21 protein-coding genes are annotated in these 19058 nt (G+C 45.5%); 8 read left to right on the plus strand and 13 right to left on the minus strand.

Features of this window, described 5'->3' with window-relative positions:
* Positions 1-7 precede the first annotated feature (7 nt).
* The 3 genes from HB364_RS15335 (at position 8) to HB364_RS15345 (ending at position 4862) form a co-directional block, all read left to right on the plus strand.
* Complete coding sequence (locus tag HB364_RS15335; RefSeq protein WP_167289105.1) at positions 8-1918, plus strand: RagB/SusD family nutrient uptake outer membrane protein; 1911 nt, start codon at positions 8-10, stop codon at positions 1916-1918.
* 96 nt (positions 1919-2014) lie between these two features.
* Positions 2015-3940, plus strand: a complete 1926-nt coding sequence (locus tag HB364_RS32920; protein ID WP_208419965.1) for a glycoside hydrolase family 88 protein — start codon at positions 2015-2017, stop codon at positions 3938-3940.
* 157 nt (positions 3941-4097) lie between these two features.
* Positions 4098-4862: a hypothetical protein gene (locus tag HB364_RS15345; RefSeq protein ID WP_167289106.1), complete on the plus strand. Its 765-nt coding sequence runs from the start codon at positions 4098-4100 to the stop codon at positions 4860-4862.
* Positions 4863-4971: 109 nt separating this feature from the next.
* Here the strand turns inward: HB364_RS15345 and HB364_RS15350 are convergent, their stop codons facing one another.
* Complete coding sequence (locus HB364_RS15350; RefSeq protein WP_167289107.1) at positions 4972-5334, minus strand: LytR/AlgR family response regulator transcription factor; 363 nt, start codon at positions 5332-5334, stop codon at positions 4972-4974.
* Between the two features lie 461 nt (positions 5335-5795).
* On the opposite strand from HB364_RS15350, the gene HB364_RS15355 reads away from it, so the two are divergent.
* Both HB364_RS15355 and HB364_RS15360 read left to right on the plus strand, forming a co-directional pair.
* A complete protein-coding gene (locus tag HB364_RS15355; RefSeq protein ID WP_167289108.1) occupies positions 5796-6830 on the plus strand; it encodes a hypothetical protein in 1035 nt (344 codons plus the stop codon).
* On the plus strand, positions 6793-7758 hold the full coding sequence (locus HB364_RS15360) for an alpha/beta hydrolase (RefSeq protein WP_167289109.1): 966 nt from the start codon (positions 6793-6795) through the stop codon (positions 7756-7758). The genes HB364_RS15355 and HB364_RS15360 overlap by 38 nt, the downstream gene beginning before the upstream one ends.
* 90 nt (positions 7759-7848) lie before the next feature.
* Here the strand turns inward: HB364_RS15360 and HB364_RS15365 are convergent, their stop codons facing one another.
* From HB364_RS15365 to HB364_RS15400, 8 genes are all read right to left on the minus strand, one after another.
* The gene (locus HB364_RS15365) at positions 7849-8355 is read right to left on the minus strand and encodes a hypothetical protein (RefSeq protein WP_167289110.1); all 507 of its coding nucleotides are present in this window, start codon (positions 8353-8355) and stop codon (positions 7849-7851) included.
* A gap of 196 nt (positions 8356-8551) precedes the next feature.
* Positions 8552-10327: a serine hydrolase gene (locus tag HB364_RS15370; RefSeq protein WP_167289111.1), complete on the minus strand. Its 1776-nt coding sequence runs from the start codon at positions 10325-10327 to the stop codon at positions 8552-8554.
* Between the two features lie 287 nt (positions 10328-10614).
* Entirely contained in the window at positions 10615-10806 is a 192-nt protein-coding gene (locus HB364_RS15375; protein ID WP_167289112.1) for a hypothetical protein, read from the minus strand.
* 81 nt (positions 10807-10887) lie between these two features.
* Positions 10888-11259, minus strand: coding sequence for a cupin domain-containing protein (locus HB364_RS15380; protein WP_167289113.1), 372 nt, complete (start codon positions 11257-11259; stop codon positions 10888-10890).
* 171 nt (positions 11260-11430) lie between these two features.
* Positions 11431-12150, minus strand: a complete 720-nt coding sequence (locus HB364_RS15385; protein WP_167289114.1) for a type 1 glutamine amidotransferase domain-containing protein — start codon at positions 12148-12150, stop codon at positions 11431-11433.
* A gap of 77 nt (positions 12151-12227) precedes the next feature.
* The gene (locus HB364_RS15390) at positions 12228-12428 is read right to left on the minus strand and encodes a CsbD family protein (RefSeq protein WP_246228496.1); all 201 of its coding nucleotides are present in this window, start codon (positions 12426-12428) and stop codon (positions 12228-12230) included.
* Positions 12429-12522: 94 nt separating this feature from the next.
* Complete coding sequence (locus tag HB364_RS15395) at positions 12523-12744, minus strand: hypothetical protein (RefSeq protein ID WP_167289115.1); 222 nt, start codon at positions 12742-12744, stop codon at positions 12523-12525.
* Positions 12745-12902: 158 nt separating this feature from the next.
* Complete coding sequence (locus tag HB364_RS15400) at positions 12903-13463, minus strand: helix-turn-helix domain-containing protein (protein ID WP_208419966.1); 561 nt, start codon at positions 13461-13463, stop codon at positions 12903-12905.
* A gap of 268 nt (positions 13464-13731) precedes the next feature.
* On the opposite strand from HB364_RS15400, the gene HB364_RS15405 reads away from it, so the two are divergent.
* Positions 13732-14340 carry a hypothetical protein gene (locus HB364_RS15405; RefSeq protein ID WP_167289116.1) on the plus strand — a complete coding sequence of 203 codons (609 nt, stop codon included), beginning with the start codon at positions 13732-13734 and terminating at the stop codon, positions 14338-14340.
* Between the two features lie 65 nt (positions 14341-14405).
* Here the strand turns inward: HB364_RS15405 and HB364_RS15410 are convergent, their stop codons facing one another.
* Together HB364_RS15410 and HB364_RS15415 are read right to left on the minus strand one after the other, a co-directional pair.
* A complete protein-coding gene (locus HB364_RS15410; RefSeq protein ID WP_167289117.1) occupies positions 14406-15455 on the minus strand; it encodes a ligand-binding sensor domain-containing protein in 1050 nt (349 codons plus the stop codon).
* A gap of 11 nt (positions 15456-15466) precedes the next feature.
* Positions 15467-16006, minus strand: a complete 540-nt coding sequence (locus HB364_RS15415; RefSeq protein ID WP_167289118.1) for a hypothetical protein — start codon at positions 16004-16006, stop codon at positions 15467-15469.
* Between the two features lie 302 nt (positions 16007-16308).
* On the opposite strand from HB364_RS15415, the gene HB364_RS15420 reads away from it, so the two are divergent.
* Positions 16309-16731 carry an acyl-CoA thioesterase gene (locus tag HB364_RS15420; RefSeq protein WP_167289119.1) on the plus strand — a complete coding sequence of 141 codons (423 nt, stop codon included), beginning with the start codon at positions 16309-16311 and terminating at the stop codon, positions 16729-16731.
* 4 nt (positions 16732-16735) lie between these two features.
* On the opposite strand, the gene HB364_RS15425 is transcribed toward HB364_RS15420, so the two are convergent.
* Positions 16736-17311: a Tgt2/MlaC family protein gene (locus HB364_RS15425; protein ID WP_208419967.1), complete on the minus strand. Its 576-nt coding sequence runs from the start codon at positions 17309-17311 to the stop codon at positions 16736-16738.
* 143 nt (positions 17312-17454) lie between these two features.
* On the opposite strand from HB364_RS15425, the gene HB364_RS15430 reads away from it, so the two are divergent.
* On the plus strand, positions 17455-18453 hold the full coding sequence (locus HB364_RS15430) for a glycoside hydrolase family 43 protein (RefSeq protein WP_167289120.1): 999 nt from the start codon (positions 17455-17457) through the stop codon (positions 18451-18453).
* 75 nt (positions 18454-18528) lie between these two features.
* On the opposite strand, the gene HB364_RS15435 is transcribed toward HB364_RS15430, so the two are convergent.
* Complete coding sequence (locus HB364_RS15435) at positions 18529-19017, minus strand: hypothetical protein (protein WP_167289121.1); 489 nt, start codon at positions 19015-19017, stop codon at positions 18529-18531.
* Between the last annotated feature and the right edge of the window lie 41 nt (positions 19018-19058).

The raw sequence follows: 19058 nt of genomic DNA on the forward strand, positions 1-19058 counted from the left end.
TTGAGACATGAAAAAGACCCTATATAAATATTTACTGATAGCGGGATTGCTGGCCTCGCTCACGGGCTGTAAGAAAGAATACCTGCAACCCGATCCGTTATCTTTTTACGAACCAGGGGCCACCTTTACTACCCGCGCCGGCCTGGATGCAGCGCTGGCCATCGCCGACCGTCACCTGCGTTCTTACTGGACTTATTTCGAATACGTGGACCTTGGCCTGCCGATCAACACAGAATACATGTTCTCGGACATGGCCGTGGCCAGTAAAACCGATGATGGCAATATCTTTGCCGACATTGCTACGCGGTTTACCCCTACCGATATGCCCGAAAGGACCGGCTATTTCTGGAACGAAACCTACAATGGCATTAAATATGCCAATACCGTATTGAGCTTTATTGGCAATGTGGAAGGGCTGGACGAAGCTACCCGGAACGAATACCGGGGCAGGGCGCTTTTTCATCGCTCTTTCCGTTATCTCGCACTGGTATTTGAGTTCAAGGACGTGCCCCTGGTGACCAAGATACTCAGCGCGCCCAAAGTGAACTACAAGACCACCAAACGCGAGGCCATCCTGCAGATGATCACGGCAGATATGGAGAAAGCGATAGAGTGGGTGCCCGAGCAAAAGAATATGGCTTTAAAGGGTATGATCAACAAAGGCGCCTGCCGCCAGTTGCTGATCAAATGTTACCTCGCAACAGGTCAATATGACAAGGCGATAGAACAGGCGGATATCCTGATCAACAGTTCCGGTTACTCGCTTATGACCAACACCTTCGGCACTTTCATCAACCCTTACCCGCAAACCTGGCCCATCACCCGCAACGTGATCTGGGACCTGCACCGCCCCGAGAACAAGGCGATTGCGGCCAACAACGAAAATATCCTGATCATGCCCAACCGCATGCCTACGGATGCCGGTATTAATATGAACTCCATGCGTAACTGGCTGCCCTGGCACGATGCGATCGGCACACAGTCGCCCGATGGTAAACAAGCCTTACGATTTTATGCACCCAACGCCACCACGTACCGTGTCAATTATGACTATCCACGTGGGATCGGCCGCGGTATTGCGCATATCCGCCCCACTTATTATGCTACCAATGAGCTTTGGATCGTGAATGGCCTGGAGGATGCCGGTGACCTGCGTCACAACAGCACCGTGGGCAACTGGGCAAGAATGGATTCACTCAAATACAATGATCCTTCCAGTACCTGGTTCGGCAAGAACCTGGTGCTGCGTCACCCTACCACCAATGCGATCCTGTGCAACGATACGGTGCGTAACTGGTTCGACTGGCCGCATTACAAATATTATGTTGAAAACCTGATTGAAACAGGCGATCGCAGCAATGCCAACCACCGCGGCGGCGCCGGCGATTGGTACTTCTACCGCCTGGCTGAAACCTACCTGCTGCGTGCAGAGGCCAAATTCTACAAAGGTGACGTAGTGGGTGCAACGGCCGATGTAAATACCATCAGGCAGCGTGCCGGTTGTACACAAACGTATGCGGCTGTAAACATCGGCGATATCATGAATGAGCGCGCCCGCGAACTGAACATGGAAGAATGGCGTTTTACCGAAATGAGCCGGGTTTCCTATTGCCTCGCCAAAAGTAGCAAGCCCGATGAGTGGGGTAACACGTACAATGCCGATAACCTGGCGACGAACAGCTACTGGTTTAACCGTATACAGGCTTATAATAACTATTACAACAAGGGTAGGGTAATAGTAAAGAACCGTTCTTATACCATGGCTGCCCACAATATTAACTGGCCCATACCCAATAGCGCCATTCAAGCGAATGGAGGAGCCAAACTGCGCCAGAATCAGGGCTACACTGGTTTCGACGCCACTATTTCTATGTGGGAAACCTGGGAAGAAGCAGTAGCCGATGAAGACAAAAATTAAATTACTTGCGTACATGAACTATATTTACCAGCCTGCCCGTTGGCAGGCTGGTAAATTATCCTTGAAGGCGTTCAATAAAAGCCTGCCCTTATTAAGATGATCCTGAGAAAAACATTCCCTCTTTTTGCCGCCTTGTTGTTGGGAACAGCCATGCAGGCACAGCCCCACAATAGCTCCACTGAGGTAAAAGCAGAAACATCCAGCCAGAGCGTATTGGATATCATTTATAAAGTGAACCGGTACTGGCAAAGCACGCATCCGCAACCAGGCTGGGCATTCTGGGATGTGGCCGCCTATCATACCGGTAATATGGAAGTGTATTCACTGACCCGGGATACTGCCTTCAGAAAATATTCAGAAGATTGGGCGGCGTACAACCAATGGAAGGGCGCGAAATCGAACAACCCGGCAGACTGGAAACACACGTATGGCGAGCGGGATGAATATGTTCTCTTTGGCGATTGGCAGATCTGCTTTCAAACTTACCTCGACCTCTACCACCTGCAACCGTCAGCACAAAAGATTGCCAGGGCCAAAGAGGTGATGGAATACCAGATGAGCACTGCCCGCAACGATTATTGGTGGTGGGCAGATGGCCTGTACATGGTGATGCCCGTTATGACCAAACTGTACAATACGACCGGCAACCCCCTTTACCTCGAAAAGATGCAGGCATATTTTCAACATGCCAATAGCATTATGTACGACGAGGAAGCAGGGCTTTATTACCGGGACGCCAAATATGTTTATCCCAAACACAAAAGTGTTAACGGTAAAAAAGATTTCTGGGCCAGGGGAGATGGATGGGTGTTTGCAGCATTGGCCAAAGTGATCAAAGGTCTTCCTGCCACGGCCCCCAACAGGTCCTTCTATGTGCAACGGTTCAGGCGGATGGCGCAGGCCATCAAAGAAGCGCAACAAACGGAAGGGTATTGGACGAGGAGTATGCTTGATCCGGCGCATGCACCAGGCCCGGAATCGAGTGGTACGGCCTTCTTCACGTATGGGTTGCTGTGGGGCATGAACAATGGCATCCTCGACAAAAAAGATTACCTGCCCACAGCACAGGTTGCCTGGAACTACCTCACCCAAACAGCCTTGCAGCCCGATGGAAAGATTGGATATGTGCAGCCCATCGGTGAGCGCGCTATTCCCGGGCAGGTGGTAGATAAGAACTCAACCTCTCCCTTTGGGGTAGGCGCCTTCCTGCTGGCCGCTTGTGAAATGTACAGGTGGCAGAACAATACTTTGAATCATGACCGTGATGGCTATCGTTTGGTATGGTCGGATGAATTCAACCATCATGGAGCGCCCGACACCACGAAGTGGGGTTATGAAAAAGGCTTTGTGCGTAATGAGGAGTGGCAATGGTACCAGCCGGAGAATGCGGCATGCAGGGACGGACAGTTGGTGATTGAAGCCCGGCGCGAACAAAAGCCCAATCCCGGGTATACAGCAGGAAGCAGGGACTGGCGACGCAAGAGGCCGAATATAGAATACACCGCTGCCTGCCTGCTCACCAGGGGCAAGGGGTCCTGGTTATATGGCCGTTTTGAAATGCGGGGCCGCATTAGCATTAAGGACGGGATCTGGCCTGCGTGGTGGACGCTTGGTAATGACAAGCCCTGGCCCGGCAATGGCGAAATTGATATCATGGAATATTATCGCGGCAAGCTGCTGGCCAATATCGCCTGCCTGGGACCCGACCGGAAAGCGGAATGGTTCAGCAACACCTTCGCCATCGATTCATTGGGCGGGGAGAAATGGGCCAGCCAGTTCCATGTATGGCGGATGGATTGGACAGCAGAATACATCGCGCTCTTCGTAGATGATGTCCTGCTCAACAAAGTACCCCTTGACAAACTGAACAACAAAGATGGCAGCGGTTTTAATCCGTTCCGTCAGCCCCACTACATGCTGTTGAACCTGGCCATAGGCGGTATGAATGGAGGAGATGCCTCCAAAACAACCTTTCCGCAGCAGTTTGAGGTGGATTATGTAAGAGTTTACCAACGAAAATAAGCTGAACGAGGATTATTGTTTCAACGATACAGGATAAATATTTTATATCTATATTGGATAACCGGAAAATCCTAACGGGATTGACAGGGGTAATAATGAGGCTCGCTATTCGTTATTCCTACGCTTAATTCGAGCTCTTTAACCCCAACATCCAATTATGAAAATTCTTAAATTATCTGTTCTTTCGGTTTTAATTACATGCATCGTATTATCCTGTAAAAAAGACTCCGATGGAGGAGGAACAACGCCCACAGGAAAACTGGTCCGTATTCACCAGGGACAGGACCCGCTGACCGATGATGATACGGTATACCTGCTTTCTTACAATGCTTCCGGTAAATTGCATAAGCTGATTGATAGCCTGTACGGCGATACTATGACGGCAACCTACGATGCCGCGGGCAGGATTGAACGCATCACCAACAGTTTTGGGGAGTACGTAAAATATACCTATAATGGGGATGGTTTGCTGACGCAACAGGATTATAACTGGGGAACCAATGAGCGGTATGTATATACCTATAAAGATGGGGTAGTGGAGAAAAAAAGCTATTACCACAATGCAAACGGCCCGATGGAGTTGTGGCGCTATTATACCTATACGGTAACCGGTGGCAATATAACCAGCATAAAGGAGTATGATAAAAGCGGGACATTGATCGTAGAAAAAACATTGACGTATACTTCACTGCCGAATGATTATAAAGAACTGGCTTTATTCAATTATAGCAACCTGAAGGGACTTGAACCATTTATAACTGACGAGTCCCTGTTCAATAAAAATGTACCGGCTACTATGTCCTGGGACGGAGATAAGATCACCCTCACCAATACGCTGAATGGAAGTAAACAGCTTGGAAAAATGGTAGCCACCATAGATTCGTACGACGAGACCTATACCTGGCGGTTTAATTACAAATAATATTGGCTTCTTCCCGTATATAAGCTAATATGCAAATAATTGGGCGCTTAAGCGCCTAAAGCCCCGATGATCGTCGGGGCTTATTTTTTGCGGTGGGATAACTGTCTTCTTACTCCTGCTGCTTCCCGCTTTTGGAGACTTTATTTTCCAGGACAACGATCTGCTTCATCAGTGATGGATAATATTGTTTGGAAACAGGCAACTGAAGTTTTATTGCAGGCAGTATTACTCCCTCCCGTGTTACAAGCGCTATTTGTTTACCAGCCACTGCGAAGGAGCGGTGGATTCGCAAGAACGTATTTGGGGGCAGCAGGTTCAGGCAATTCTCCAAGGTAGCGCGCACCATAAAAAAGGTTTTAACGCCTGTAAAAAATTTTGTGTAATTGTCCCTTGCTTCCAGGTAAATGATTTCATCAAGAACAATCTGTTTTAGCACGCCCTCCGTGCGGTAGAAGAAATGCTGGTTTTGCATGGCAGGTTAGGGGTTTAGCTTTCGAATATACAAATTAGTTTATATGATTTGAGGCCAGCAGTTGTTAAGAGAGGCCGTTCACCCCTGCCTGCGTCGCCTTCCGCCCCAGCTTCTCATACACTCGCTCCCTTTTTCCGGAAAGGAGTATGTGCCTATGTTATTTTTGAATGGAGGCTGTTGCTGATGGCGCCTTGTTTAATGAAGTGCGGAAGGATGGAAGTGAATGGAGGTGGAGCATGACTGGTGCGGGTGGTGGTGGGAGCAGGCAGGTGGCTGGGTAGGGTGGGGTATGGAGCTGGAGAGGAGCTGGGTCTTGGTAAGGTCGCGATAAGGTCGCGAAAAGGTCGCGATAAGGTCCCGATAAGCCTGTCCATTTAAAGGGGCCTGTTGGTGCAGTTGTTGGGTAGTGACAAGTATTTGATTTTTAATATCCTATTCATAATCAATTAAATCCAATTTTTATGGCAAAAAATCTATCCGCCATCTTTAAGCTCCAGGGGACTATTGAAGACCTCACGTTTGTTAACAGCAAGCGTTATGGGCTGCATGCCCGCACCCGGAAGAATTCCAAGACAGCTTTCGTTATGACCCCGGCGCTGGCTGAAAGTAAGGACCGTTCGCAGTTGTGTAACCAGTACGCCCAGCCTGTTTACCATGCTTTGCGCCCGGAAGCGCATGATGGAGGGGCATGGTCAAGGCTGTTGAAGCTACTGCGTGCCGAGTTAAAATCCGGCCGACCCCTGGGCCTGGAATGCCTGAAAGGTTTTGAATGTAATTTACAACATCCGTTGGCGGAAGTGCTCGCCGGAGGGTACGATTTTTCTGCAACCGCAGCACAAAATCAGTTGCGCCTGCACGTGCTGCTGCACCAGCACCCGAAGGTGGCGGATTCGATGCCCCGGACGGGTTATCAATTGCGCGTGGTGGCTATTTTCCGGGATGTGGAGAAGGGCACCGTACATAAAGAAGTGGTGTTGGGTCCGCTGACGCAATACAATGCTGCGTTGGAGCCTGTGGAACTCACGGTACCCCTGCCAGCCGCTGAGGCGCCCTGTATGTTGTTGATGGGTATTGTTCCGCATTTGCAGGGGGGAGGCGCTGCGCGGATCATGAGTGATTCGGGGATGAAGGTGGTGTGGGCGGCTGACCGTAGCGCTGCGGAGGTGGCGGAACCTGAGACCCGTGTGGAAATAAAGGCCGATGTGTCTGTTGCCGGGGCGGGTGTGGCTGCTGGTAATGCTCCAAATAATGCTTATCTTAAACCGGGGAGACCTAACGGAAATGAGAATGTTACAATAACCCAATCAACCTTCCTGTACAATGTCACGGAAAATAAAATACTTTTTGCTGGTAGTGCTTATGGGGATGCAGATGAGCTCTGTTTTGGGCCAGGCAAAACCGGTAACTCCAGTCAACCGCCCGGATACAAAACGTGGTGCTGTAGTTACCCGGCATCTTGTGTCAACCATACTGAAGGAGAATTTGATCGGACTTGACACCCACCGGGTCATTAAAGTATATCTTCCTCCCGGTTATAACGATTCCAAAAGATCTTATCCGGTTGTCTATTACTGTCACTCGATCTTTTCTACTGCAGAAAAGTTATTGGAGGATGGAAAGCTGGTGAACGTACTGGAGCAGGCTTTTGCGAATAAGATTATACCCGAATTCATTTTTGTAGTGGCAGATTACAGCAGTCCGACAACGGGCAGCTTGTATGAAAACTCACCGGTGAGCGGCCGTTGGCTTGATTTCACCGTGCATGAACTTGTTCCCTTTATTGATAAGCAGTTTCGCACGATCAGTCATCGTGATAGTCGCGCGATAACCGGGGATTTTATGGGTGGGCGCGGAGCGCTCAAACTGGCCATGACGCATCCGGAAGTTTTTAGCGTAGTATATGCCTTGCATCCGGTGGCCACCGGCGCCGGGTATATACCGTGGGCAGCCAATGAGGTGAACTGGAAAAAGATCCACCAGGCCAAAACGTTTGCTGAGCTGGCAGGTGATGGCCGGGCGCAAATGTTTGTTGCCATGGCGCAGGCCTTTTTGCCGAATCCCCATCGTCCGCCCTTTTATTGCGACTTCTGGATGGAGCCCGACAATGGCGAACCGAAATTGCATACCGAAAATACCCGGAAAGCCCAGGCTGGCTTTTTGTTGGACCAATCACTGGAAGAAAGTGCACCAAACCTACAGCAATTGCGCGGTATTGCTTTTGACTGGGCCCGCTACGACCCAACGCCTACACATGTATATTCGAACCAGGCATTTACCCGTAAGCTGGAAGACCTGGGCATTGAACATGAGGCCGAAGAGTACCGCGGAACACCCTGGAATAAGAACTGGATAGCCAATGGCCGGGTGTATTCGAGGATGCTGCCTTTTTTGGGGCGGTGGTTGGTGTTTGAGGGTAAGGAGTAGTTGACAAGGGGAATCGGTTTACTTTTTAATGAACGAGAATTTCCGTGTGAGTGTGCTATCATTATAGCATGCAGGAAGTGAATGCCGCTGCTATTTAAATGTTTTGAAAACTATGGTTGAATAAGGATCGTAAACCTGTTTTTCTGACTTCGGGTACTCCAGGAGGGCAAAACAAAAGGCGTCTTGCTTTATGATCATTTTGTGGTAAAAGATACTGTTTCCTTTTGTGCCGGAAATGATATAGAAGTCGGCCCCTTTTTTCTTGTAGGTGATAACGGTAGAGGCGCCTGCTTTCTCCAAGCTGGCTAGATCGTTGGCAAACTGTTGTTGTAGCGTAATGGGATTGCCATTCTCGTCCTGGTTGAGCCGGCCAAAGACGGTGAGGATCACTTCTCCTTGTTTATTGGCAAACTTTCTGCCGTCTCCGTTGAAGGCTTCTTCTTGTGGTGTTAACACTTTCTCCGGGTAATTGATGCAGTAGCCGAAACGGGCGTTGCAGTATTGGCTTGTGGAGGGAGTAGGTTGGGGTGTTTCCGGTACACCGGAGATACGAAATAAGGTGAATAATGTTAGTAGATAGATAAATAAAAGATTCATGCTCAAATATAGGGAGTTATGATATTGGTGCTGTTGTTTTCCGGAGCCGTTGTTATATTTAATTCTCCGCAGTGTCTCCCGCTTCGCGCGGCGGAGCTTAGCGCAGGCGGCGAAATGGACGTTTCGGCCATGTTTTATGCATAGCGCCGAAGGCCATCCCAGCCACCAAGCCAAAGTTTATATTTATTCTAGTGCCTTAATTGACTCGTTTCCCCTGCATCTCTTGCCCATTCTGGAAAAGAACCAGCTTCTCCACACTACCTTGCTCATTTTTTACGAATAAGATTTTGCCATCTATTGCTTTCATGAAAAATTTGCTTTCTGATTCCGCGTATAGTTCATGGCGAGGTTGACCTGTGGCTTGTTCATACAATCGGGCGCCTTCCTTAGTTATCGAAATCACAAAAGAAGGTGTCAACTGGTATTTGCCAACATAGGTATCCAATATCTTGTCCTCAACTGTAGCCTCCTTGGGATCGGCAACTTTCTCACCCAATTCATTTAATTTTCTGATGGCGTTCATGCTATAAGGGTCCAGCTCGAGTGATTTTTTATAATCCATGATGGCCTTTGTCTTTTCACCATTCAACATATAGGCTTCACCCCGGCTATCCCACACATTGAACGATTGAGGATATTCCATTACATTAAGGTTAAATACGGCAATAGCTTCCCTGATTTTACCCGTAGCGATCATACCATATCCTAGTCCATTGATCTCACCTTCGTTGAGATAATAAGCGGGTTGCTTTTTGATTTCCGCATATCGCTTCAGGGCATTTGCCAGCGAAGTAGTCGCAAGTGTTTTACCAAGCACATACGCAACTGATATTTTAGGCAGATCAAAAGGTTGATCATACAATATTTTCAAGATATTATTTTGCATAGCACCCAGATTAGTGCCTCCCGTATTATTGAGCAATACCACCAGGTGTTTATTCTTTGGAATCCGGATCAACGAGGTATTGAAGCCATTAATGCCACCCTGGTGTCCCATCGCCTCAACCGAGTCTTTTAACTGAGCGATCTGCGTTTTGTAGACACCCCAACCGTAGGCATAATCGCTTTTGTAAGGCGTAAGCATGATCGCTTTCGAGGAGGCAGACAAAAGCTTGTCGCTGTACAAAGCTTGATCCCAAAGGGCTAAATCTTCGACGGTTGAGTACAAAGAACCTGCGGCATAAGGAATGGACATATCAAGGTAGGGAGCATTTTCATACTCCAAATTCCATCTATCGTAGCCTGTGGCCCGCTTGGGTAAGATCTTGAAAAACATATCATAGCCAGTATTATTCATCTGTAGTGGCGTAAAAATGTTTTCCTGTAAAACTTTTTCATAGGTTTTACCGGTAACTTTCTCAATAATAGCTCCCAGCAAAAAATAACCTGAATTACTGTAGGCAAAAGCAGAACCTGGTTCAAATTCAAGTGGCAGATCCGAAAACTGTTTAAGGAAGTCAGCAGGTTTGTATCGATTGCGGTTAAACGTCTTGAAGGCAGGAAGGTTGGTATAATTGGGAATGCCGGAGGTATGGGTAAGCAAATGGTGAATGGTAATTTTGTCTCCCGCTGCTTTAGGGTAGTCGGTCAGGTAGTCGGTAATTTTGCCCTCCAGCTTAAGTTTGCCTTGTTCTACTAACTGCATTATCAGCATAGCCGTAAATTGCTTGGTGAGCGAACCCAGGCGAAACTTGGTGTCAGGTGTATTGGGAATATTCCATTCCATATTTGCCAGACCGTAACCTTTTTTAAAGATCACCTTTCCATTCTCTACAACCAGCACAGATCCGTTGAACTTACCATTGTCTACGTATCTGCCCATGAGATCGTCGATCTGTTTGGCTTTTTGTTGAGCAAATGCTATAGGGGTAACGGCAAACAGTACAAAAACTGTTATCCAATGACGAGTTAGTATATATTTTTTTTTCAGTATCATGATCGGGCTAAATAAAATGTTTATTTTATTTTTCATATTCTATCAATTTGATTCAGCGATATTACTTTGATATCTTTAAGCCCGGCGACTTAGGTTGTAAATAAAAGTGTAAACTTTGTAAATAAATCGTAAATAGTATGCCTGATAGCCGAAATCTCCTCTCCGGGAAACGCAAGTACCTGTACTGATTGATATTACTCTGGATTTGATTTTGAAGAAGAAGCGAAAAAGGGGGGTAAACATGGTGCTGTCTAAATACACTCTGCAGTTTGTACGGTCACCGTATTTTCAGGTACCTGTGTAAAAGCCGGTGGCGGCAGGCCCTATTTGCCCGAAAACCTGCTGAGAAACTGGCTGGCGTGCCGGAATGGGACAGAGCGCTGATTCAACGTATTGGCAGTATTGGCAGCCAGCCACTGGACCAGTTGTTGGTTGGCTGAATGCAGGCTCGCGCTGCCGATAATGGCTAAAATATTCTTTTGGGTGTGCATGGTGCGTACGAAAGAGCCATGCAAATTAAGCAAAGTATTCAACAGGCAATAACAACCTAAAGCCTGCAATGGTATGTTGCAGGCTTATTCTTTGGGGCAATCAATTTATACTTCTTCATACCCGCTTTTAATCGTAGTTAATATCATTTTAAACCGTCCGTTGGGTTTTATATAATTCGGCAAATGCGCGGGAATGATAATGCCCTGTCCGGATTCCAGCACACTGGATTTTTTATCAATCACTATTTCTGCTTTGCCTTCAATGATCTGGGCAAAGGTCTCAAAGGGAGAAGTTTTTTCTGTTAACCCTTCCCCGCTATCAAAAGACATTACACTTATATTGCCGGTTGACTTTTTCATAATGGTTTTAATAACCACTGAATTAGGAACATATTCAATAATCTCGACAATAATATGGGCTATTGATTTTTCCAGTTCGCTATTGTCCGGTTTCTCATTATCAAATGCTTTTTTCATAATGTAAAATTTTGTCAACTGGCATTAACAGGGGATGTTAAAACATGGAATAAAAAGGGCCAGGATAAAGATCCAGCCCCGTTATAATCCAATATCCTATGAAAAACCAATTAAAGGTAAGGATGTGGTGTACAACAACTATTATTGAATCCTAATATGATTTTATATAATTCACACATTTTGCATTTTAACAACCAGGTTGGGCTTTTTTATGAAGCTGTACCATGCCACTACTCTCTTAGCCACCTCTTCCGAGGAAGCCGGGTTTTGACCGGTGATGATATTGTCATCAGCCACCACATAGCACAGATAATCCGTGGTATTGGTATAGAGCGCCCCCAGCGAGATCAACGTATCGGCTAATAAAAAAGGCACTGCACCAGTCAATCCTGTTAACCTTTCTTCACTATTGCTGAAGGCAGTAAGGCGTTTACCCTTTACCAATAACCTGCCGCCCCCATCCCGTACTGATAACAAACCTGCTACTCCATGGCCTACGGCCGCGATAGGTTTACCGCTGTTGTTAAAGGCTTCCAGTAATTTTTTTACCGTTCTGTTGCCGGCAAGATCCCATAAAGCGCCATATCCGTCGGACAGGAACACCACATCAAAATCGTCCGCTTTCGCGTCTTTTAACAAAATGGACCGGGATAGAAAAGTCATCGCCATCGCTTCAGTCAGCAAATGCCTGGCGCTCCTGGTTACGATGATTATGGACTGGTTTTGAGGGGCCAGCAGAATGGCTCCCCCGTTGGGGGAAGCGATCGTAACCTCAGCGCCCGCATCCATAAATACGTAATAGGGGACTGCCAGATCTTCCAGCCATCCACCAGTCTGACCACCGGTATCAACTGGGTTATTATATGATGTAGTTATAAATAATACTCTCATAAGATTTATGTTATACTAAAAAAAGAACTACCACCGGCTCTGATAACCTGTTGATAGTTCTCCCCGTCAGTTGGTGGTTACAGGGATTCAATGATCTTAACCAGTTCTTCCTTGGTTTTACCTAATTTCACTTGTAGCTTTCCCAGCATTTCCTCTTTTTTCCCCTGTTCATACAGCAGGTCATTGTCCGTTAGAATGGCAAATTTCTTCTTAAGTTTACCCTTCTGCTCATTCCAATTTCCTTTTAGTTCCGTCTTTTCTGCCATTTTGTTTGTCATTTTTATTTGAGTTATGTAATACTTGTGTAAAGGTGAGCGCATTACTGTTGATAAGTGTTATACAATTGTCTGAATCTATTACATTATTCACACTTCAGATAATCCTGGTAAAATGAAGACTGTTCTTGTAATCCATAACGGTATGTAGTACTTTAATCTTTTCAATGATCTTCACTTCCATTTTCCGGTGGAACCTGATCTTTTTAACCTCGTGCAGTGCTTTAGTATAAATGGCCTCGGCGGCTTCAAAATCCCCGCTGTTCTCATTTTTTAGCGCTTCAGCAAATAATTCGACAGCGATATTTTTCTTTCGCATAACAAAAAAACGTATCGCAATAAAAATACCTGATAGCGCTATTAACAATAGAAGGTAGTAGTAGAATAACATAACATATATACAAAGGTAGATTTATCAATACCCGGCATCATTATACAATTTCACAAAATAGTTGTATGATTCACACACGGGGCTGGTTACAGGTCATCCAGCATGTTACGCCTCTTCTTTTTGATCTGTTTGAAGTGGGATGGGGTAAGGCCGGTCACTTTTTTAAACTGGGCAGAAAGATGCGATACGCTGCTGTAGTGCATCTGGTAGGCTATTTCAGAAAGATTTAACTGATCATATACCAGTAATTCCTTTACCCGTTCAATCTTGTGCGAGATAATGAATTTTTCGATGGTTGTGCCTTGCACCTCTGAAAAAATATTGGCGAGATAGGTATAATCGTAGTTTAATTTCTTACTTAAGTATTCAGAAAACTTAACCCGTAATGGTTCTTCGGAATAATGCACCAATTCAATAATAACATTTTTTATCTTCTGGATAAGCATGCTCTTTTTATCGTCCATTAGTTCCAGTCCCGATCGTAGCAAAGCTCTCTGGACCTGATCATGCTGCTGTTGGGTGATGTTTTCAACAATTTCTACTTCGCCCAATTCCACCACGATACAATGTAATCCAAGTTTTGTTAACTCTTCTTTCACTACCATTTTGCAGCGAATACACACCATATTCTTAATGAAGAGTTTCAAAAGGGAGTTATTTTTTACAAAAAATGATACCCGGAGAGCGTTTTAAAAGAGTACACAGACGATCAGAAGTAAATAAAGATAGTCAAAATGTATCAATAAATCAACCTGTTATTCCCTGGATACCTCTTGTTGAGGTTAACCATGACTAATGCCAGGCGCATGAATGTGTGAATGATACAACTTATAGTAGTGATTGTATAACAGTTATGCTGCCAAATAAATACAACTTTGTCAAATGAAACAAGTGAAAATAGTACTACTTAGCGCAATGTCTCTGTTATCGGGCATGTTCCTGCATGGACAGGCCAGGGAGGCTTCTGTGATGATTGAAAATGAAAACCATCACGCAATCATGATACAGGTTGAACAGCCTGAAAAAGACACCCGGGAAGCTTTAAAGCTGCGGCTGGAACGTTCCGGGTTAAAAGAAAAGCTCAGGAACGGCGTTGTGAAGTACAAAGGGGTTACACTCTCTGAGATCAGTCCGGATAAATTAGACATTTATACAAAAGTGGAAGAAGGTCCCAACAATAGCAGTGTTGTTTACATGGCGGTATCCAGGGGCTATAATAACTTCGCCAACAGCATGGCAGATAGTAGCATCACACAGAACGTGAAAAAGTTTCTACAATCGTTTATCATGGATGCCCAGCATCATTCTGCCGATATCGGGATCGCCAGCCAGGTGAATGATATAAACAAAGACGAAAAAAATTATCAACAGCTATTGGATGAACAAGCCGATCTGCAAAAGAAAAGATCTGCTATTGACAGCAGGCTTTTGGAAATCCAAAATGACCTTTACCTGAAAAAGGAAGATATTGACAAAAAGAAATTAACCCTCCGGGATGCCAAAGCAAAACGGGGCAAACTTTAACCTAACCCACTACGTCCACCACCGCCTGAAACACAATTCCATCTTAAAATTGTCGGCAATACAGCTTATTTCTGACCCTCTTTACTTTTAAAGTCCGTGAGGGTCTTTCCATCATAACGATGCACCCCACCCAAAGCTCCAAACCAAATACTTCCATCGTTAGCTTCCAATATCGCCAAAAAATCCCCTCTTCCTCCTGACTTAATTTCTGTTAAAGTGGGCATTTTATTGTACAAGGACTTTTGATCATAACGGGAAAGAGCCCAAACCTTCCCATTAGGATTTATTTCACCTGTAGTCCAGAGATTTCCTTTTTTATCTTCGATTACAGCATAAACAACTCTCTGCGATACCTTAGTAAAGACACTGCCGTCATAGCGCCAAAGACCGTTGGCGCGCCCACCATTTTCACCAAACCAAATATTGCCTTTTTTATCTTCGATTATCGACCAAACGTTGTTAAAAGCTTTGCCTTCATGGATTAAAGTGGTAAACGTTTTTCCGTCATAAACGAAGGCTTCGCCCCTTGTGCCAATCCATAATTTCCCAGTTTTGTCTTCAATGATAGTAGTAATATCATTATTGGAATGTCCTTCTTTCGTTGTAAAAGTTCGAAAAGATTTTCCATCGTAACGGCTTACTCCACCTCCTCCAGTGCCGAACCAAATAATGCCGGCTTTATCTTCGTAAATACACATAACCGCATTATTAGCAAGTCCCTCCCTGGTTGTAAAATGTTGAAAGGATTTCCCATTGTAATTATAAACCCCTGAATCAGTGGAAGCGAACCAAAGGTTTCCGCGTCGATCTTCCAGAACATCCCAGAATCTGGGCAAACCTAGTTTACTTGTGAGATTAGTAAACGATTTTCCATCGTATCGAAAAACACCACTCCATCCTGCAGCAATCAAAATGTTTCCGTTTCTATCTTGCTTTATATTACGAACCTGACCAATAGGCACCTTGGAGGTGTCCAACTCTTTAAGTTGAGATTCGGAGATGCCATTGGGTCCTTTACTGAAATTATCTTGTGGTGGGTTTGTTTTGTTTTGCCCTTCACAGGAGGTGTGAAAAACAAACACCAGGAACAAAGCATTTAAGTATATGTATTTCATAATTTATTTACTCAGCAACCGCCTTTTCGGGGGACACGTTTAAAAATTACTTTACTATCTCGTTCTACATAGTCGCCCGATACTATTGGATATGCATACTTGGGCGCATGCGATACGTTACGGCTTCTTATAATTATTTTGTCGTTAACTTTCAGGCTATGCAATTGCTCAAGTTGAGACTTTTCCGGATCAAAGTTTAGAATATAATCGTCACCATTAATCCTGACCATCACTCCGAAACCTAATCTTGAGCCTGGCGGAAGAGAAAGAGAGGTTACAACTCCCTCCATATTGGTAGAATCTGTAATGTTCTTCCTTATTTTAGCTTCAGCGGCATAAACTTTTTGACCTGCGGGAGACGCTTCCCATTTTTTGTACATTATACCAGCTGGGGTAGCCTCCCATTTTTTCAATTCGGCTTCCCTTTCAGCAGCAGAGAGTGGCTTTGGGGTTGATTTTTTAGAAGTTTCATTTTTGATTTCGCGATTAGCAAATACTAGTCCGCTTACCACAACCAGCGGTAAGAACAGCGCATAAATAACTTTTTTCATATTTTTGTAGGTTTAATTAACATAGATCTATCTCCTTATAAATCAGATCCGTTTAAGGCATTTCTTTTATTTTTCGTATCCTATTAAAGTTTGATACAGCGAAACTACTCTGATCCTTTCAGCTTGAAGGGTCAGGATTGTAAATTAAAATGTAAACTTTGTAAATTATTGTAAAAGTACCCTGGACCTTAGAAACTCGTTGCTTGGCATTTACTTCAGTGACAGTCCGTCCTGTTAAATAAAATTTTACCGGCTAAAGAGCCTGTTCTACTTTTGCAGCCTTCTGCTAACACTATTATCATATGGAATATTCAAAGACCTATACTGTTAAAGACGAGCATATAGACGTTCAGAATATCATGGATGGATTGTATTATCCTTTTTACATGGAGTATTGCCGGCACGATTACATCCGGGAGGTGCTCGGGTTTGATTTTGAGGAAGAAGCGAAAAAGGGGGTAAACATGGTGCTGTCTAAATACACCCTGCAGTTTGTACGGTCGTTGAAAAGAGGCGATGAGTTCATCGTTACCTGCAGCCCGATGCTGGATAAGAACAATAAGTCGGTATTGCATTTCAGGCAAACCATTTTGCTGAATAGTAAGGTCGTTACCAAGGCCGTATTCTCAGGTACCTGTGTAAAAGCCGGCGGCGGCAGGCCCTATTTGCCCGAAAACCTGCTGGAGAAACTGGCAGGCGCGCCGGAATGGAACGGGGAGTTGTAGCCTGCTAACGTTGTTGGTCTTTCAGTTTCCGCATTTCCTGCAGTAAATGATCAATACCGCCGGCGTCTAACAAAGGCCGTACCTGGTCGTCGCGAATGCCGGTCAGCATGGAACCACCCAACACCGCCACATCTTTTACTTTCCACCCTTTGGATGTTTTCACCATTGTATATATCAGCTTCAGCTCCTGTTTTTTCACCGGGTTGTCAATGACGACCATGGAGGCTACGGTAGCTTCGTGCCCATTTACCTCGGGAGTTTCGTAGATAATACTGGCCAGATCTTTAAAGTTTTCGCGGATCCTGGGAAAAGCGATCTTTGAAAAGAGTGCCTGGAACAGGCTCGCAAATTCACTCAGTTGCTGCGGCGTGGCTTTGGCGTGGTAATCGGCCAGTAAATACCTGGAGATAGACTCCATGTCCAGTTGTTTCAGGGCCTGGGCATCCTTGCTGGTCCTGACCTGTACGACCAATTTTTTGATAGGTGTTAGAACTTCGCCGGAGGCTTTTGACTGGCCCTGCACCGTCAGCAGGCTGGTTGATAACAGGGTCAGGAGCAGGAAAGATTTAGCTGACAACATGGTTGGGGATTTAGTAAGCTAAAGATAATAAATACTACCTCACTTTGCGGTCCGAAAGCCCGGTTAATAACTGGGTGCTTTGAAGAAATAATTGACAGGGATCCGGAAAAAGGAAGCATAAATAAAGTCTATATTGCAATACCATGAGGTATAAAAAAGTTTTAATAGTAACATTAATGGCGCTGAACGGTGCACTGGCCTTTTCACAAAACAGGGAGCCGGTACTAAGGGAAAATGTGCCCCTGGATTCCATTCGCCTGAGTGATCCTTTTATCCTGGCCGATAAAAACACCTCCACCTACTATATGACCGGGACAGGAGGGCTGCTGTGGAAAAGCAAAGACTTAAAGAAATGGACGGGCCCTTTCCCGATCACCAGGACCGACCCCGCCTCCTGGATGGGGCCGCGACCCATGATCTGGGCGGCAGAGCTGCATTACTATAAAGGCAAATACTATTACTTCGCCACCTTCACCAACAGGGACGTGAAAATTGATACGGTGAAAGGAAATGTCATCGAACGGCGTGCCTGTCATGTATTGGTCAGCGATCAACCCGATGGGCCGTATGTTCCGATGAAAGACCCTGTATACCTGCCGGCCAACAAACCTACCCTCGATGGCACCCTTTGGGTAGACAAAGATGGTAAGCCCTATATGGTGTATTGTTATGAGTGGCTGCAAAACTGGGATGGGACCATTGAAAAAATTGAACTCAAACCTGATCTGAGCGGTTCCATAGGTGAGGGGAAATTGCTGTTTAAGGCCAGCGAATCTCCCTGGAGCAAAGAACGCGACGAAAAGGGTAATATCATACCGAATAAAGTAACCGACGGCCCCTGGCTGTTCCGTACGCAAACCGGGAAATTGGGCATGTTATGGACCAGTTGGGTGTTTAATGTATATACACAGGGGGTGGCTTATTCTCAAAGTGGCGCCCTGGATGGGCCGTGGATACAGGAAAAGGAACCGGTTACGCCACCCGATTATGGGCACGGGATGTTATTCCGCACGTTTGAAGGAAAACTGCTGCTATCGGTACATAGTCATCAAGAAGGTAAAGACGGGCGTACCATAAGAATACCCCACCTGTTTGAAGTGGATGATACCAGTGATAAAATTATAGTGGGTAAACCATTTTAAATGTAAAAAGGACCGCGCAGTTGCGATCCTTTTTACGACATAGTTTAATAGCTATTATCCAACAGGGATGAGCCTTTACAGCGTCCCATAATCACCTGCTGCAATGTGATAGTCCTTGTACCGGAAAATCTCGCCATCATAATAATCGTGCTCCTGGTTGGAAGCCACTACATGGTATTCGCCATAGGCTACCGTGCTGCCACCATACGTGTAGTTGTTATACCCATCAAACCCGATTACCGTGTAATTAACGGTTAAACCGCTAACACTGGTGGGGGTAGCGCCATTGTCTTCATAAAACCGGACCACAACATCCCCATACAAGCCGGGGCCGGAATTGTATTCGTTTTCATACTGCAGCCGGGCCCAGATGGTAGTAACAGAGCCGTCCTTGGGATTTACAGCGCGTACAGGGAATAAAGGTGTCAGCATCACCGGGTTACTGCTTTTGGCACTGATTGTTGGTACGGGTAGTTTGAAAACAGCCGGCAGGGTAGGGGCTGCGTGTACATGGAGAACAGATAATAACAAAGACAAGCAAACGAAAAGACTGATCTTTTTCATAACAAGGATTTGAAAGGTTTAAGAACGAATTTTTCATAAAT

The organism is Paraflavitalea devenefica (genome assembly GCF_011759375.1).
Classification (GTDB): domain Bacteria; phylum Bacteroidota; class Bacteroidia; order Chitinophagales; family Chitinophagaceae; genus Paraflavitalea; species Paraflavitalea devenefica.

Coding starts and splice junctions, on each gene's coding strand:
- HB364_RS15405 (WP_167289116.1), top strand. CDS start 13,732: ATGTCTCTGTTATCGGGCATGTTCCTGCATGGACAGGCCAGGGAGGCT.
- HB364_RS15350 (WP_167289107.1), bottom strand. CDS start 5,334: ATGCAAAACCAGCATTTCTTCTACCGCACGGAGGGCGTGCTAAAACAG.
- HB364_RS15355 (WP_167289108.1), top strand. CDS start 5,796: ATGGCAAAAAATCTATCCGCCATCTTTAAGCTCCAGGGGACTATTGAA.
- HB364_RS15425 (WP_208419967.1), bottom strand. CDS start 17,311: ATGTTGTCAGCTAAATCTTTCCTGCTCCTGACCCTGTTATCAACCAGC.
- HB364_RS15345 (WP_167289106.1), top strand. CDS start 4,098: ATGAAAATTCTTAAATTATCTGTTCTTTCGGTTTTAATTACATGCATC.
- HB364_RS15370 (WP_167289111.1), bottom strand. CDS start 10,327: ATGAAAAATAAAATAAACATTTTATTTAGCCCGATCATGATACTGAAA.
- HB364_RS15415 (WP_167289118.1), bottom strand. CDS start 16,006: ATGAAAAAAGTTATTTATGCGCTGTTCTTACCGCTGGTTGTGGTAAGC.
- HB364_RS15385 (WP_167289114.1), bottom strand. CDS start 12,150: ATGAGAGTATTATTTATAACTACATCATATAATAACCCAGTTGATACC.
- HB364_RS15335 (WP_167289105.1), top strand. CDS start 8: ATGAAAAAGACCCTATATAAATATTTACTGATAGCGGGATTGCTGGCC.
- HB364_RS15395 (WP_167289115.1), bottom strand. CDS start 12,744: ATGCGAAAGAAAAATATCGCTGTCGAATTATTTGCTGAAGCGCTAAAA.
- HB364_RS15390 (WP_246228496.1), bottom strand. CDS start 12,428: ATGACAAACAAAATGGCAGAAAAGACGGAACTAAAAGGAAATTGGAAT.
- HB364_RS15380 (WP_167289113.1), bottom strand. CDS start 11,259: ATGAAAAAAGCATTTGATAATGAGAAACCGGACAATAGCGAACTGGAA.
- HB364_RS15420 (WP_167289119.1), top strand. CDS start 16,309: ATGGAATATTCAAAGACCTATACTGTTAAAGACGAGCATATAGACGTT.
- HB364_RS15365 (WP_167289110.1), bottom strand. CDS start 8,355: ATGAATCTTTTATTTATCTATCTACTAACATTATTCACCTTATTTCGT.
- HB364_RS32920 (WP_208419965.1), top strand. CDS start 2,015: ATGATCCTGAGAAAAACATTCCCTCTTTTTGCCGCCTTGTTGTTGGGA.
- HB364_RS15410 (WP_167289117.1), bottom strand. CDS start 15,455: ATGAAATACATATACTTAAATGCTTTGTTCCTGGTGTTTGTTTTTCAC.
- HB364_RS15430 (WP_167289120.1), top strand. CDS start 17,455: ATGAGGTATAAAAAAGTTTTAATAGTAACATTAATGGCGCTGAACGGT.
- HB364_RS15435 (WP_167289121.1), bottom strand. CDS start 19,017: ATGAAAAAGATCAGTCTTTTCGTTTGCTTGTCTTTGTTATTATCTGTT.